The 14,998-nt window shown below is 70.9% G+C and carries 14 protein-coding genes; 9 read left to right on the plus strand and 5 right to left on the minus strand.

Translation table 11 applies throughout. The annotated features are described in order from the left end of the window. The first annotated feature begins 3 nt into the window (after positions 1–3). Genes AB0I15_RS25875 through AB0I15_RS25890 form a run of 4 tightly spaced genes read left to right on the plus strand, consistent with a single transcriptional unit; the run spans position 4 to position 3,449 of the window. The gene (locus AB0I15_RS25875) at positions 4–594 is read left to right on the plus strand and encodes a methyltransferase (protein ID WP_358100429.1); all 591 of its coding nucleotides are present in this window, start codon (positions 4–6) and stop codon (positions 592–594) included. Further along, entirely contained in the window at positions 591–1,130 is a 540-nt protein-coding gene (locus AB0I15_RS25880) for a TrmH family RNA methyltransferase (protein WP_358100432.1), read from the plus strand. The genes AB0I15_RS25875 and AB0I15_RS25880 overlap by 4 nt, the downstream gene beginning before the upstream one ends. A gap of 51 nt (positions 1,131–1,181) precedes the next feature. Continuing rightward, on the plus strand, positions 1,182–1,979 hold the full coding sequence (locus AB0I15_RS25885) for a glycerophosphodiester phosphodiesterase family protein (protein WP_358100896.1): 798 nt from the start codon (positions 1,182–1,184) through the stop codon (positions 1,977–1,979). Between the two features lie 36 nt (positions 1,980–2,015). After that, on the plus strand, positions 2,016–3,449 hold the full coding sequence (locus AB0I15_RS25890; protein ID WP_358100435.1) for an MFS transporter: 1,434 nt from the start codon (positions 2,016–2,018) through the stop codon (positions 3,447–3,449). 79 nt (positions 3,450–3,528) lie between these two features. Here AB0I15_RS25890 and AB0I15_RS25895 read toward each other — a convergent pair whose 3' ends face one another. Then, complete coding sequence (locus tag AB0I15_RS25895) at positions 3,529–4,023, minus strand: helix-turn-helix domain-containing protein (protein WP_358100438.1); 495 nt, start codon at positions 4,021–4,023, stop codon at positions 3,529–3,531. 33 nt (positions 4,024–4,056) lie between these two features. Between AB0I15_RS25895 and AB0I15_RS25900 the strand changes: the two genes are divergently transcribed. The 3 genes from AB0I15_RS25900 (at position 4,057) to AB0I15_RS25910 (ending at position 5,922) form a co-directional block, all read left to right on the plus strand. After that, positions 4,057–4,560, plus strand: coding sequence for a nuclear transport factor 2 family protein (locus AB0I15_RS25900; RefSeq protein ID WP_358100441.1), 504 nt, complete (start codon positions 4,057–4,059; stop codon positions 4,558–4,560). Positions 4,561–4,792: 232 nt separating this feature from the next. After that, the gene (locus tag AB0I15_RS25905) at positions 4,793–5,461 is read left to right on the plus strand and encodes a hypothetical protein (RefSeq protein ID WP_358100443.1); all 669 of its coding nucleotides are present in this window, start codon (positions 4,793–4,795) and stop codon (positions 5,459–5,461) included. A gap of 116 nt (positions 5,462–5,577) precedes the next feature. After that, positions 5,578–5,922, plus strand: coding sequence for an RNA polymerase-binding protein RbpA (locus AB0I15_RS25910; protein WP_125637410.1), 345 nt, complete (start codon positions 5,578–5,580; stop codon positions 5,920–5,922). Positions 5,923–6,030: 108 nt separating this feature from the next. On the opposite strand, the gene AB0I15_RS25915 is transcribed toward AB0I15_RS25910, so the two are convergent. From AB0I15_RS25915 to AB0I15_RS25930, 4 genes are all read right to left on the minus strand, one after another. Continuing rightward, positions 6,031–6,525: an FxsA family protein gene (locus AB0I15_RS25915; protein ID WP_358100446.1), complete on the minus strand. Its 495-nt coding sequence runs from the start codon at positions 6,523–6,525 to the stop codon at positions 6,031–6,033. 98 nt (positions 6,526–6,623) lie between these two features. Then, complete coding sequence (locus AB0I15_RS25920; protein WP_358100449.1) at positions 6,624–7,379, minus strand: polyprenol monophosphomannose synthase; 756 nt, start codon at positions 7,377–7,379, stop codon at positions 6,624–6,626. A gap of 10 nt (positions 7,380–7,389) precedes the next feature. Further along, positions 7,390–9,318 (minus strand): apolipoprotein N-acyltransferase, encoded by a 1,929-nt coding sequence (lnt, locus tag AB0I15_RS25925; protein ID WP_358100452.1) that lies wholly within the window; start codon positions 9,316–9,318, stop codon positions 7,390–7,392. Positions 9,319–9,857: 539 nt separating this feature from the next. Continuing rightward, the gene (locus tag AB0I15_RS25930) at positions 9,858–12,038 is read right to left on the minus strand and encodes an ATP-binding domain-containing protein (RefSeq protein ID WP_358100455.1); all 2,181 of its coding nucleotides are present in this window, start codon (positions 12,036–12,038) and stop codon (positions 9,858–9,860) included. 315 nt (positions 12,039–12,353) lie between these two features. Here AB0I15_RS25930 and AB0I15_RS25935 point away from each other — a divergent pair, with 315 nt between their 5' ends. Then, positions 12,354–13,565, plus strand: coding sequence for an ROK family transcriptional regulator (locus tag AB0I15_RS25935; protein ID WP_358100458.1), 1,212 nt, complete (start codon positions 12,354–12,356; stop codon positions 13,563–13,565). Between the two features lie 88 nt (positions 13,566–13,653). Next, entirely contained in the window at positions 13,654–14,997 is a 1,344-nt protein-coding gene (locus AB0I15_RS25940; protein ID WP_358100461.1) for an ABC transporter substrate-binding protein, read from the plus strand. Position 14,998: the final 1 nt, after the last annotated feature.

The raw sequence follows: 14,998 nt of genomic DNA on the forward strand, positions 1-14,998 counted from the left end.
GACGTGGCGCACTACTTCTCCGAGCAGCCGAAGACCGCGAGCAGGCCGGGCTCGGTCGATCTCGTCCTGCCCGACCTGCACCTGCGGCTGGAGACCGACAGCGGCGTCTTCTCGCCCGAGCGGGTCGACGTCGGCACGCGGGTGCTGCTGGAGAGCGTCCCGGCGCCGCCGCAGGAGGGCGACCTGCTCGACCTGGGCTGCGGCTACGGGCCGATCGCGCTGACCATGGCCTCGCGGGCGCCTGAGGCGACCGTGTGGGCCGTCGATGTGAACCGGCGCAGCCTGGAGCTGACCGAGCGGAACGCTCAGACCGCGCGCCTTTACAAAGTAAGGTCAGTTCATATTGACGATGTGCCAGATGAAGTGAGATTTCGGGCCATCTGGTCGAATCCTGCGATCCGGATCGGGAAGCAGGCCCTGCACGACATGCTCACCAGGTGGCTCACCCGGCTGACGCCCGACGGCGTGGCCTACCTGGTCGTCCAGAAACACCTCGGCTCCGACTCCCTGCAGCGCTGGCTCGGCGAGCAGGGCTGGCAGGCCTCCCGCGAGGCCAGCCGAGCCGCCTACCGCATCCTGAAGGTGACCCGATGAGAAGGCAGCTGCGCCCCACCGACGTCAAGCGGCTCAACCGCACCTGGCGCAGGAACACCGGAAACCGCCTCGGCCTGATCATCGAGTCGGTCACCGGCCCGTTCAACATCGGCTCGATCTTCCGCAGCGCCGCCGCGTTCGGCGTGGACGACATCTGGCTGGCGGGCAACGCCACCCCGCCGACCAACCCCAAGGCCGGCAAGACGGCGCTGGGCACCGAGCGGCTGGTGAACTGGCACGAGGCGGTGCCGGCCACCGAGGCGGTCAAGGCGGCCAGGGAGGCCGGCTTCACGGTACTGGCCATCGAGCTGACCGGCGAGGCCCGGCCCCTGCACAAGGCCGACCTCGACCGCGACGTGTGCCTGGTGGTCGGCAGCGAGGACCACGGCTGCTCCCCCGCCCTGCTCGACGCCGTCGACGGCGTCTGCTACATCCCGCAGGTCGGCCGGGTCGGCTCGTTCAACGTGGCGGTGGCCGCCGCCATCGCGCTGTCCGAGGCCCGCCGCCAGGAATGGGAGAATCTCCCCGATTCGTAACCGCAGCGTTCACCCACGGGTTCCCCCACGAAGGGCATACTCCAAAACGTGCTGAGCCGCCGATTCGCCTTCCTCGATCACCCGGGCCCCCTGCCCTTCGCACACCGTGGCGGAGCGGCGGAAGGCGCGGAGAACTCCGTCGCCGCCTTCGAGCGGGCGGTCGAGCTCGGCTACACCTATCTCGAGACGGACGCGCACGCCACCGCCGACGGCGTGCTGGTCGCCTTCCACGACCACACGCTCGACCGCGTGACCGACCAGCGTGGCCGCATCTCCGAGCTGCCCTACCGGGCGGTCAGGCAGGCCCGCATCGGCGGCGTGCACGAGATCCCGCTGCTGGAGGACCTGCTCGGCACCTGGCCGGAGATCCGCTTCAACATCGACGTCAAGGAGGCGGCCGCCATCGCCCCGCTGGCCGAGGCGATCCGGCGCACCGACGCCTACGACCGGATCTGCCTGACCTCCTTCTCCGACGAGCGGCTCGTCCTGGCCAGGGCGGCGCTGGGCAAGGAGGTGTGCTCGGCGCTCGGGCCCCGCGGCGTCGCCGCGCTGCGGGCCGCCGCGGCCACCTCCGGCTACGGCCGCCTGCTGGCCCGCCTGTCGCGCGCCGGTGTCCCCTGCGCGCAGGTGCCCGTGGGCTTCCGCGGGCTGCGCGTCACGACCCGGCGCCTGATCCGTACGGCGCACGCCATCGGCATGCAGGTGCACGTGTGGACCGTCAACGACCCGGCCCGCATGGACCACCTGCTCGACCTGGGCGTCGACGGCATCATGACCGACAACGTCACCGGCCTGCGCGGCGTGCTCGAACGCCGGGGCCAGTGGCATCCCGGCCGCATGGCCGCCTGACCTGCCGTACAAGTCGCAAGAGGAGCGACCCGACCCATGCCCCGAACCGCACCCCCCGCGGCCCTCGACGACTCCCCCACAGCGCGCCGGCGCGAGCAGCGCGGCTGGTATTTCTACGACTGGGCCAACTCCGCCTTCTACACCACCATCATCTCGGTCTTCCTCGGCCCCTACCTGATCCCGGTCGCCAAGACCGCGGCCTGCGCCAAGGACTTCCCCGACGTCGCCCCCGGCACCTGCGTCGACACCTTCGACAAGCTGGCCGTCGACCACCCCGGCCTGGGATACGTGGACGTGCTCGGCGCCGACATCAGGCCGGCCGCGTTCTTCGGGCTGATCATGACGGTCGCGGTGTTCCTGCAGATCGTGTTCCTGCCGATCGTCGGCGCGCTGGCCGACCACACCGGCCGCAAGCGCGAGATGCTCGGTGTGTTCGCCTACATCGGAGCGCTGGCCACGATGGGCCTGTTCTTCGTCGAGGGCGACCGCTACCTGCTGGGCGGGGTGCTGTTCATCCTCGCCAACCTGGCCTACGGCTCCTCGGTGGTGGTCTACGACTCATTCCTGCCGCAGATCTCCACCGCGCAGGAGCGCGACGCGGTCTCCTCACGCGGATGGGCCATCGGCTACCTGGGCGGCGGCCTGCTGCTGACCCTCAACCTGGTGCTCTACCTGCAGTACGAGAGCCTCGGCCTGACCCAGGGCATGGCGGTGCGGATCTGCATGATGTCCGCCGGGCTGTGGTGGGCCACGTTCACGATCATCCCGCTGCTGCGGCTGCGCAACCGGCCGGTGCCCGCCCACGAGAGCACGGCGCTGCGCTCGGTCGGCGGCAGCTTCCGCCAGCTCGGCCGCACCCTGTCCGAACTGCGCAAATATCCGCTGACGCTACTGTTCCTGGTGGCCTACCTGGTCTACAACGACGGCGTGCAGACGGTGATCGGCAACAGCGCGGCCTTCGCCTCCGAGGCGCTCAAGCTGGACCAGACCGTGCAGATCACCGCGATCCTCATGGTGCAGTTCGTGGCGTTCTTCGGGGCGCTGCTGCTGGGCCGGGCGGCCCGCAGCTTCGGCACCAAGCGCACGGTGCTGGCCAGCCTGGTGTTGTGGACGGTGATCGTGGCGATGGCCATGTTCGTCGGCGAGGGGCAGGCGCTGCAGTTCTACCTGATGGCGTTCGCGATCGCGATCGTGCTGGGCGGCACGCAGGCGCTGTCGCGCTCGCTGTTCTCGCAGGTGATCCCGAAGGGGCGGGAGGCGGAGTATTTCAGCCTGCTGCAGATCAGCGACAAGGGGTCGGCGTTCATCGGCTCGCTGACGATCACGATCACCCTGCAGTTCACCAACAGCTACCGCATCGCGATCCTGTCGATGATCATCTTCTTTGTCATCGGGTTCATCCTGCTCGCGATGACGAACCTGCCCAAGGCGATCCGCGCGGCGGGCAACGAGGTCCCCGAGCGCCTCTGACCGCACGGCCGCACGGCCCGCTTCCGGCCCGCCTCCGGCTCTCGCCCTTGGCCGAGCCGGAGGCGGGCCGTTCGCACGCTCAGCCGCCGCCCGGGCCGATGCCGGCCGCCAGCAGCATCGTGCCGGGCCCTTGGGCCGCCCCAGGGCCGCGTACGGCCGTCACCGTGTCGGCCGTGGCCTCGCCGCCGCAGTGCGGGCACGTGACGACCGGGGTGAAGGGCTCGCCGCAGGAGTGCACCAGCAGCGCGGGCGGCCCGCCGGGCGGCGTGGACCAGCGGTCGCCCCAGGCCATCAGCGTCAGGAGGGCGGGCACGATGTCGCGGCCCGCCTCGGTGAGCACGTATTCATGACGCACCGGCCGCTCCTGGTACGGCCGTCTCTCCACCACCCCGGCCGCGACCAGATGCTCCAGGCGCCGGGTCAGCAGGTTGCGCGAGATCCCCAGGTCCTCGGCCAGGTCGTCGAACCTGCGCAGCCCCAGGAACAGGTCGCGCAGGATCAGCGGCGTCCACGGCTCGGCCACCACGCCGACGGCCTGGGCGATGGAGCAGTGCATCTCACCGAACCTGTTCATGGACCCAGGATAGTGGGTTGATAAAGTGAACCCATGACAGTTCACATTCAGGACTCACCTGCTGCGGCGTATCGGCGAGCGGGCGAGCGGCACGATCTGGACGCGCTCATGGCCACGCTCGCCGACGACGTGGTCTTCCACTCGCCCCTCAGCGGCACCGCCGACTTCCGCGGCAGGCAGCAGGTGCGCGAACTGTTCTCCGTCGTCTTCGACGTCCTGTCGGACCTGCGCTACCACACCGACATCGGCGACGGTCGGACACGGGCGCTGACGGGGACCGCCCGCCTGGGCCGGCAGGAGATCCACGAGGCCGCCATGGTGGAGGTGGGCGCCAACGGGCTGATCACGGAGGTCACCATGTGGATCCGCCCGTTGCCCGCCCTGACCGCGATGATGGCCGCCCTCGGCCCCGGTATGGCCCGGGCCACCGGCCGGCCCGGCCTCCCCCTGCTCGTCGCCGCCGCCGTCAAGCCCCTGGCCGCGATGACCCGCCTGGGCGACAAGACCCTCGTCCCCCTCCTCACCCGCCGCCGCTGACTCCACCCCCGCCACCGACCCACCCGCCGCCGCCGGCTCGGCCACCGCCACCGGCTCCACCCATCACCGCTGACCGCGCCCGCTTCGGCGGAAATCCCGTCCGCAGGAGGCCGAAACCCCGTCCGCACGAGAGGGCGACGATCCAAGGAGAGAGCACTGCTCTTGACAGAGATGCACCTGTAGCGAGAGCATTGCTCTCGCTGCAGAGCGACGCCCTCTCCAAGGAGCACCGATGTCCCCCAAGCTCACCTCAGCCGCCTTCGCCGCAGGCGGCGTCCTGTTCTTCCTCTATCCCGCGATCCGCCCCTCCGGCGACGACGCCACCGCCATGGCCTCCACGGCGTGGGTGGCCGGCCACGCGGCCGCCATGCTGGGGTTCATCCTGTTCGGGCTGGCCGTCCTCGGCCTGCACCAGGTGCTCGGCGACCGGCTGTCCCTGCGGGCCGCGGTGGTGACGTGGGTGGGCGCGGGCCTGACGCTGCCGTACTACGGCGCCGAGGACTTCGGCCTCAACGTGATCGCCGTCCGCTCCCTGCGCGACCAGGCGCCGGCGCTCATGGAACTGGCCGAGGAGTTCAGGTACGGGCCGGTCGCGGTCACCATGTTCGCCACCGGCCTGCTGCTCCTGGCCGCCGGGTCCGTCATGGCCGCGATCGCCGTCTGGCGCTCGGGCACGCTGCACCGCTGGAGCGCGACGGTGACGGCGCTGGGCTTCGTGCTGTTCATCCCGCAGTTCTTCGGGCCGTACCCGCTGCGGGTCGCCCACGGCGCGCTCATCATGATCGGCGGGCTCTGGATGGCGGCGGCGCTTCTTCAGAAAGCCGGCCGACCGGCCGGGCAGATCGCTGAAACCGCGCAACCCCTGGCCAAGCGCATGATCGGCAATCGTGTGAAGAACTGAGGCCCCAAGCGCGATTGGATCACCCCGCAGGTGGGAATCCCATCACGGTATCAAGCGTTAGACACCGTGGGAGACAGACCCCCCACGCAAGGGGGCCCTGTAGGAGGCATTGAGACATGGGCGAGCGCGCGCTTCGTGGCACCCGGCTCGGGGCAACCAGCTACGAGAACGACCGTAACACGGATCTGGCCCCGCGCCAGGAGGTGTCCTACACCTGTCCTAAGGGCCATCGTTTCGAGGTTCCGCTTGCCGCCGAGGCCGAAATCCCCGCGACCTGGGAGTGCCGCATGTGCGGTGTGACCGCGGTGCGCGTGGACGGCGAGCAGCCGGAGTCCAAGAAGACGAAGCCCCCGCGGACACACTGGGACATGCTCCTGGAGCGGAGGTCCATCGAAGACCTTGAGGAGGTGCTCAACGAGCGGCTCGCAGTCCTGCGGGCACAGCGACGTAAGAGCGCCTGACAACTTCTCACGGTGAGAGACCCCCGGGCTGAGCCCGGGGGTCTTCTTTCCTTTTCTCAGCTCACCCGGCGCCATCGGACGCCGGGGCCGTGGGTGCGCCCGCCGCTCTCAGGAGTCGCGCTCCTCGCGGATGACCTCGCCGTGCACCACCCGGCCGCCCTGCGGCGCGCCACCGGCGCCGGGGGCCTTCCCCGGGGACGGCGGGAACAGGTGCGCGTACGGCGAAGCGGCGGCCATCTTCTTGACCCGGCGCTCGAAGAACCACGAGCCCAGGCGGCGCATCAACGGCCGGGTGAACGGCAGGATGCACAGGAACCCGAACACGTCGGTGAAGAAGCCCGGCGTCAGCAGCAGCGCGCCGCCCACCAGGACCAGGCCGCCGTCGGCCAGCTCACGGTCGGGCATGCGGCCGGACTGCAGGGCGTCCTGCAGCGCCCGCCAGGCCCTGCGGCCCTCGCGGCGCACCAGCCACGCCCCCAGCAGGCTGTCGGCGATCAGCAGGGCGACCGTCGCGGGCCCCCCGATGACCGATCCCACCTGGATGAGCAGCCAGATCTCCAGGACGGGGACGACCAGGAAGGCCAGGAAGAGCAGGAGCCGCATCGTTTCCTCGATTCCGCGTACGCGCGTTACAGCAGGAACAACGCCCGGCACACCGCGAGCGTTCCGTCCTGGACGTCGGGGATCCCCCTGATCCTGCCTCAGGGACGGTCGCGGCGGCCGCTCTTGAACCGCTTGGGCAGCCCGGTGACCCCCCACATCCCGATCCGCCACAGCGCCTCGGACATGATCTTGCCGCTCATCTTGCTCTTGCCGACCGTCCGCTCCACGAACGTGATCGGCACCTCCACCACCCGCAGCCCGTGCCTGGAGGTGCGCAGGGTGAGGTCGACCTGGAAGCAGTAGCCCTGCGACTCCACCCCGGACAAGCCCACCTTCTCCAGCGTGGCGGCGCGGTAGGCGCGGAACCCGGCGGTCGCGTCGCGCACGGGCAGGCCCAGCATGACCCGGGTGTAGAGGTTGGCCCCCTTGGACAGCAGCTCGCGCCGCTGCGGCCAGTTGACGACCCTGCCGCCGGGCACGTAGCGCGACCCGATCGCGAGGTCGGCGCCGTCGGCCAGCGCCTCGAGCAGCTTCGGCAGCTCCTCGGGCTGGTGCGAGCCGTCCGCGTCCATCTCGACCAGCACGTCGAAGCCCTCACCCAGGCCCCAGTGGAACCCGGCGATGTAGGCGGCGCCGAGCCCCTGCTTGCCGGGCCGGTGCAGCACGTGCACCTTGTCGTCGCCGTCGGCCAGCGCGTCGGCGACCTCTCCGGTGCCGTCAGGGCTGCTGTCGTCGGCCACGAGCACGTGGGCGTCGGGCACGGCGGCGCGAATCCGCTCGACGATCAGGGGCAGGTTGTCGCGCTCGTTGTAGGTGGGCACGACGACGAGCACCCGGCCGAGAGTCTCCATCATCAGTCGTTCCTCATCCGGTCGCCCTTGTACGGTCGCGCCGCCTGCCACGCCACGCGGCGACTCCGGCCGCCGCCACTCCCATCATCATCAATGCCCATTCCGGCAGGGCCCCGACCCTGGTGGCGATCGTTTCCTGGGTGCGTACGGGCACCTTGACCACGTTCATGTCCGCGACGAGTTCGCGGGTCTGCCAGGAGACCTTACCGTCAGGAGTCACGTAGGCGGAGATCCCGGTGGTGGCGGCGGTCACGACGGCCCGGTTGTGCTCGACGGCCCGCAGCTTCGACATGGCGAGCTGCTGCGGCGGCAGGTTGGACAGCGCGTAGGTGGCGTTGTTCGTCTGGACCACGATGGGGGTGCCGCCCGCGCGCACGGTGTCGCGCACGGTGTCGTCGTAGGCCACCTCGTAGCAGTTGACCGCGCCGACCGTGACCGGTCCCAGCTTCAGGTCGCCCGGCTTGTCGCCGGGGACCGACTGCCGGCCGACCAGCCCCGCGCGCTCCCACAGGGCCAGCACGATCTCCTTGAACGGCGTGTACTCCCCGAACGGCACCAGCCGCTGCTTGTCGTAGTAGTCACCGGCCCCGGTCACCGGGTCCCACACGAGACTACGGGTCGCCCGGTGCTCGTCGCCGATCGACACGACGGCGCCGACGAGCGTGGGCACGCCGACGTCCTTCACGGAGTCGTGGATGATCTCGCGGGCGACCGCGTCGCGGTAGGGGTCGATGTCGGTGGAGTTCTCCGGCAGGACGACCAGGTCGGGCTTCGGGAGCCTGCCCTCGCGTACGGCCTGGGCCAGCCGTTTGGTCTCGTTCGCGTGGTTGCGCAGCACGACGGCGGGCTCGTCGCCGAGCACGTTCATGCCACGGCCGGGGACGTTGCCCTGCACGATGCCGACGTTGACCGCACGCCCCTCGTCGCCCGGCCTGGGCACCAGAAGCCCCAGCACGGGCACGACCAGCGCCAGCCCCACCGGCACGGCCCTGCGCAGCAGGGCGGACCGGGTCAGCGCGGCATGGGCGAGCAGCCCGCCGCACACGGCGACGGCGAACGACACCAGCGGCGCGCCGCCGAGCGCGGCGTACGGGGTGAACGGCGACTCGCCCTGGCTGAAGGCGACCCGCGCCCACGGAAACCCGCCGATGGGCACCAGCCCGCGTGCCCACTCCATGGCCACCCACAACCCGCCGAACCACAGGGGCCACCAGCGCAGCCTGAACACCAGCGCGGCCAGGGCCGCCATGGCGGCGTAGAACAGGCTCTCGGTGGCGACCAGCATGGCCCAGACGTCGTCGCCGATGGTGCGCACCCAGGCGAGGGCGGGCAGCAGGAACACCAGCGCCGCGAGGTAGCCGAGCCAGGCGGCCCGCCTGGGCCTGGTGCCGCGGAGGGAGGCGATGATCAGCCCGATGCCGAGCGGGGCGCACAGCCACCAGTCGAGCGGTGGGAAGGCGGCGTACAGGGCCAGTCCGCCGGCGATCGCGGCCAGGACCCTGGCCCCCAGCACCCAGCGCGCCTCGGGCCGCTCCCCCGCCGCGCCGCCACGTCCGCCCGGCACCTCACCCCCGGACGGGCTGCCGGCGGCGCCCGCGGGCTCCTCGCCCCCACCGGGGGCCGCCTTCTCGGAGACGGGGACGGAGGCCCCCTCAGACCCGGCCTCGGAGGCGTCCGCAGGGGAAGAACCGGCAGCCTCGGACGAGAGCACCACATCAGACGAGAGCGCCGCGTCGGACGGGAGCGTCACGTCGGGCGAGGGCGTCGCGTCGGGCGCTTGGGCCGCGTCGGACGTGGGCGCCGGGGACGCCGCAGAGGTAGGAACGGCAGGCACGTCGGCGGGGTCGGCCTCGCCGGGGGTGACGGACGACGGCGGCGAATCGGCCGCCGGGGTCGAGTCGCGCCCGGCGGTGGGGGCTAGGCCCATCCTGTCCTGAACCACTCCGACGGTCTCCTCGCCACATCGCACGCCTGCTAGCGAAAACGCTACCGCCCCCAGGCCGCGCTCATGCCAGCGCGGCACCCGAAGATCCAAAAATCACGGGCAGGGGCGACAGGGTGATCCCGCGACCGACGGGACCACCCGGCGCAATGGCGATCCAAGCGCACGAGAGCGGGAAGAGGGCCCGGAAACCCTTCGGACCGGACCCGTCTCGTCGGCGGCGAGCGCGGAATTCCGTTGTCTACTGGGCTCCCGGACCCGTCCCGGGTCCAACCCCCCGCCCGGTTGGGGTGCCCCGACTCGACGGACCGACGGCCCTGCACCTGGCTGTGTGGACGAAGTCACGCTCCGTCACGGACGCAGGATCCGACGATGTCAGAGACGGCCAACCGGCCAAGTCCCGTGCTGGACTGCGCAGCAAACTACCGACTCCACCTCAGATGTCAACCGTGTCCCGATCAGCAGAAACATCAAGTTTCCGCAGGTGGGACATCTTCGACCAGTGCCAGCAAAGCCGGTCGAAGCACATTTGCGGGGGCCTAAGAGCGGCTTGGCAAGCCCTGCAGAGCCTGTGACAGCGGCCGCTCGTGAACGACCCCGAGCCGTTGCGTCGCGCGTGTCAGAGCAACATACAGGTCGCTGAGCCCTCGCGGCGACTGAACGGCGATAAGGTCGGGTTCGGCCACGATCACCGAGTCGAACTCCAGCCCCTTCGCGTCCGTCACGCCCATGACCGCCACCGGCGCGTCGAGGGCCTCCGCCCCCCGCGCGCGCCCGGCCCCGGGCGCCACCACCACGGTTCCGGCCACGGCGGCGGCGATCTCCGGGCCGAGGGTGGGCAGCAGGGCGTCCGGCACCACCACGGCCAGCTTGCCGCCCTCGCCGACCTCCGCCTTGACCAGCTCCGGCAGCGCCGACAGCGGCGCCGCCCAGGGCTCCACGCCGAGCTCGCGGACCGACGTGGGCGCCTCGAGCGCCGGGTCGATGGTGGCCAGCACGCGGGCGGCCACGACCATGAGCTCCACCGGTGTGCGGTAGTTGACGCTCAGCCGCTCCTGGCGCCAGCGCCCGGCCACGTACGGGTCCAGCACCTCCGCCCACGCCCGCGCCCCGGCCGCCGATCCGGTCTGGGCGATGTCGCCGACGATCGTCATCGACCGCGTCGGGCAGCGGCGCATGACGGCCCGCCACGCCATCGGCGACAGCTCCTGCGCCTCGTCCACGATCACATGCCCGTACGCCCACGTGCGGTCGGCCGCGGCCCGCTCCGCGGTCGTCAGGTACGGCCCATCGCCCCGCTGCCGCTCGGCCAGCCGTTCGGCCTCCACGACGTCGGACAGCCCGGTCAGCTCCAGCACCTCCCGCGCGTAGGACAGCTCGGCCTCGCGCTCGCGCTCCTCGGCCTGCCGCGCGGCGGCCAGCTCCTCCTCGGCCTGCATCGCGCTGGCCCGCAGCACGTATTCGTCGATCTCGCCGAGTTGCTCGGCCGCCTCGTCGAGCAGCGGCACGTCCGACTCGGTCCACTCCCCGCCGTCGCGGCGCAGCAGCGCCCGCTCCTCGGGCGTCAGGGCGGAGCCCGCGTAGCCGAGGCGCTCGGGGGAGCCGTACAGGCCGAGCAGCAGCCGCTGCGGCGTCAGGTAGGGCCACAGCCGGTTCAGCGCCGACTTGACCACCGTCTCGGTGCGCAGCTCCTCCCGCAGGTCGGCCAGCTCCTCGTCGTCGATGAGCCCCTTGCCGATCTTGCGGGCCTGCTGCCGGGCCAGCCCGTTGAGCAGCGACCGTACGAACACCGCCCGCGCCTGGTTGTGCGGCCGGCGCGAGCGCGTGGCCTTGTTCCTGGCCCCTTCCAGCATGGAACGGTCGATGGTGAGCGTGATCCGGCCGATGGTCAGCTCGATCGGCTTGCGCGGGATCTGCTGCCGGTCGCGCACGGCCCTGGCGATCACCTCGGCCATCCGCAGGTCGCCCTTGAGCGCGGCCACCTCCGGCCGCTCCCTGACGGTGGCCGTCAGCCCTGGATAGAGCTCGCCGACCGTCGACAGCAGCACGTCGGTCTCGCCCAGCGAGGGCAGGACCTGCTCGATGTAGCGCAGGAACGTGAGGTTGGGCCCGAGGATGAGCACGCCGCGCCGCTCGAGCCGCTCACGGTGGGTGTAGAGCAGGTAGGCGGCCCGGTGCAGGGCCACGACCGTCTTGCCGGTGCCGGGGCCGCCCTGCACGACCAGGACGCCGTTCAGGTCGCTGCGGATGACGCGGTCCTGCTCGGACTGGATGGTGGCGACGATGTCCCGCATGCGGCCGGTGCGCCGCTCGTCGAGCGCGGCCAGCAGCGCCGCCTCGCCGTTGAGCGTGGCCCGGTCGTCGTCGGTGAGCGAGTCGAGGTCGAGCAGGTCGTCGTCCACGCCCACCACGGCGCGCCCCTTGGTCTGCAGGTGCCGGCGCCTGGTCACGCCCATGGGCGCGGTCGCGGTCGCGCGGTAGAACGGCTGTGCCACCGGCGCCCGCCAGTCGATCAGCAGGCGCTGCTGCTCGTCGTCGGTGAGCCCGAGCTTGCCGATGTAGAGCCGGCCCTCGTCGACGTGGTCGAGCCGGCCGAAGACCAGCCCGCGTTCGACCGCCCAGAGCCGGGCGAGCCGGCTGGCGTACATGTCGGCGAACGTGTCACGCTCGGACCTGTTCTGCATCGTGCCGACTGCGCCCGCCGCGAGAACCTCCTTCAACTGCCGCTGGGTCCGCTCGCGCAGCGTGTCGAGGCGGTCATAGAGGCGGGTGACGTAGTCTTGCTCCCTGGCGAGCTCCGTTTGACGCGCTGCCGCCTGACCATTATTGTGGTTAATGGGACACTCCGGGCCATTCTGCTTGTTGTTACGACAAACGACGACATTAGCATGCCTGTCGAGGCACTCTCATCACATTCCCCCTTTCCTCGGCTTCGTCCCTGTTCCCGCGTTCGGTCACGTCTTGGTTTCGCCCCTTGACCGTGACCCGCGGGTCTTTTTATGGTCATCCCGAGTTAGGAAAGTTTCCTAACCCTGATGAAGGAGCTCGCCGTGAGCGGTCCGGTGCCGGGGACCCCTAGTCTGCTACGCGCCATCAATGATCGCGCGGCCCTGCTGGCACTCCTCGAACGCGGCCCGCTGACCCGCCCCGAGATCGGCGCGCTCACCGGCCTGTCGAAGCCGACGGCCTCCCAGCTCCTCGCCCGTCTCCAGGAGGCCGGCCTGGTGGTCCTCGACGGCATCAGGGAGGGCCTGCCGGGGCGTACGGCGGAGGTCTACCGGATCAACCCGGCGGCGGCGTACGTGGGCGCGCTCGACGTGACGCCCGACCGGATCGAGGCCAAGGTGGCCGACCTCACCGGCACGGTCGTGAGCGAGCACACGCTGCCGACCCCGCGCCGGCCGCACGGCGAGCTGGTCGACCGGCTCAACACCGCGCTGCTCGGCACGGAGCCCCCCGACAAGCTGCGGCGGGTCGTGATCGGCGTGCAGGCCGCGATCGACCCCTCGACCGGCCGGCTCGGCTACGCCGCCGCCAAGGACGTGCCCGGCTGGCAGATCCCCGACCTGGTGCCGGCGCTCAGTGCCGGCCTCGGCGTCCCGGTGGACGTGGAGAACAACGTCAACCTGGTCGCGGTGGCCGAGCAGGCGCACGGTGCCGCCCAGGACCACCGGGACTTCGTGCTGCTGTGGGCCGACGAGGGCATCGGCTCGGCCATCGTGCTGGGCGGCCACATACACCGGGGCGCCACGGGCGGCGCGGGCGAGGTGGGTTACATGCCGACCCCGGGCGCGCAGACCGCCCGTGAGGCGGGCCGCTACGCCAACCACGGCTACCAGGCGCTCACCGGCGGGCCGGCGGTGCTGAAGCTGCTGCGCTCGTACGGCGTGCGCGGCGCCGACTTCCGCACCGCCGTGGCCCACGCCGTACGCGCGGCGGAGGGCACGGGGCAGAAGGCCGACGACGCCAGGGCCGGGCTGCGCGACATCGCCGCCCGCCTGGCCGTGGGCCTGGCGGCCATCACCTCCGTCGTCGACCCCGGGCTGATCGTGCTGACCGGCGGCGTCGTGCTGTCGGGCGGCGAGACCCTGCGTGAGCTGGTCGAGCACGAGCTGCACGCGCTGACCATCCCCCAACCCCGCGTCCGCCTGTCGAGCGTGGAGGGCAACCCGGTCCTGGCCGGCGCCCTCGACCTGGCCCTCGCCGCCGTGCGCGACGAGGTGTTCAGCTCGACCGTCCCGTCGTAGTCAGAGCTCTTTTGATCATTCGTGATGAGAGGTCGTCCGTTCCACCGTTCCACCGTTCCGTCGTGATCGACGACAGGAGGCACCCCCCGTGCGCTTCGTCCATCTCGCGGTCGCCGCGGCACTCGCGCTGACCGCCTGCACCGCCTGCACCGCGAACAAGGAGGCCGGGCCGTCGCTCGGCGCCAAGCCCGCAGGACCCTCGGGAGCGGCCACGCAGGCCCTGCCTGCCGCCACCATCGAGCTGTGGCACGGCTTCTCCACCGACGCCGAGGTCAAGGCGTTCGAGCAGGCCATCGCCGGATTCCGGCAGAAGTTCCCGCAGATCACCGTCAAGGCCGTCAAGGGCGTCCAGGACGATCAGATCACCCAGGCCATCCGCGGCGGCAAGGCGCCGGACGTGGCGGCCTCGTTCACCACCGACAACGTCGCCCAATGGTGCAGGTCGGGATCGTTCCAGGATCTCACGCCGGTGATCGAGCAGGACGGCGTGGACCTGACGGTGCTGCCGGAGGTGGCACGTTCCTACACGCGCTTCGACGGCAAGCAGTGCACGCTGCCGCTGCTGGCCGACGCGTACGGCCTCTACTACAACAAGGCCCTGATGAAGGGCGAGCAGCCGCCCAAGACGCTCGCCGAGCTGACCGCCCTGACCAAGAAGCTCACGATGCGCGACGCGAACGGCGAGATCAAGGTGGCCGGTTTCATCCCGAGCGTCCAGTACTACGAGAACAGCCCCAGTCACCTCGGCCCGATGGTGGGCGCGAAGTGGTACAACGACGACGGCACCTCGGCCATCGGCTCCGACCCTGCCTGGAAGGAGCTGCTGACCTGGCAGAAGGAGCTCGTCGACTGGTACGGCTACGACAAGCTGGAGAAGTTCCGCAAGAGCCTGGGCGACGAGTGGAGCGCCGAGCACCCGTTCTTCAAGGGCAAGGTCGCCATGATCCTCGACGGCGAGTGGCGTAACGCCATGATCGCCAATGAGGCGAAGGACCTCGACTACGGCACCGCTCCCCTGCCGGTCGCCGACGCCAAGCCCGACCTGTACGGCAGCGGCTTCACCGCCGGCACCGTGATCGGCGTGCCCAAGGGCGCCCAGCACCCGCAGCACGCCTGGGAGCTGATCAAGCACCTCACCACGGACACCGGCTCGCTGGTGACCCTGTCGAACGCCCTGCGCAACGTCCCCACGACCAGGGCGTCGATGGACTCCCCCGAGCTGGCCAAGGACGCCAACTTCGCGACGTTCCTGGAGATCTTCGCCCACCCCAAGACCTCGACCCTGCCCGCCAGCGTGAACAGCGTCTTCAACCAGGAGGCGTTCGCGGCGTTCATGGCCAAGTGGGAGAAGGGCGGAGTGGCGGATCTGGACGCCGGGCTGAAGGGCGTGGACAAGCAGATCAACGACAAGCTCAAGCTCTCCGGGGGCTGAG

Source organism: Nonomuraea sp. NPDC050643 (genome assembly GCF_040654715.1).
Classification (GTDB): Bacteria; Actinomycetota; Actinomycetes; order Streptosporangiales; family Streptosporangiaceae; genus Nonomuraea.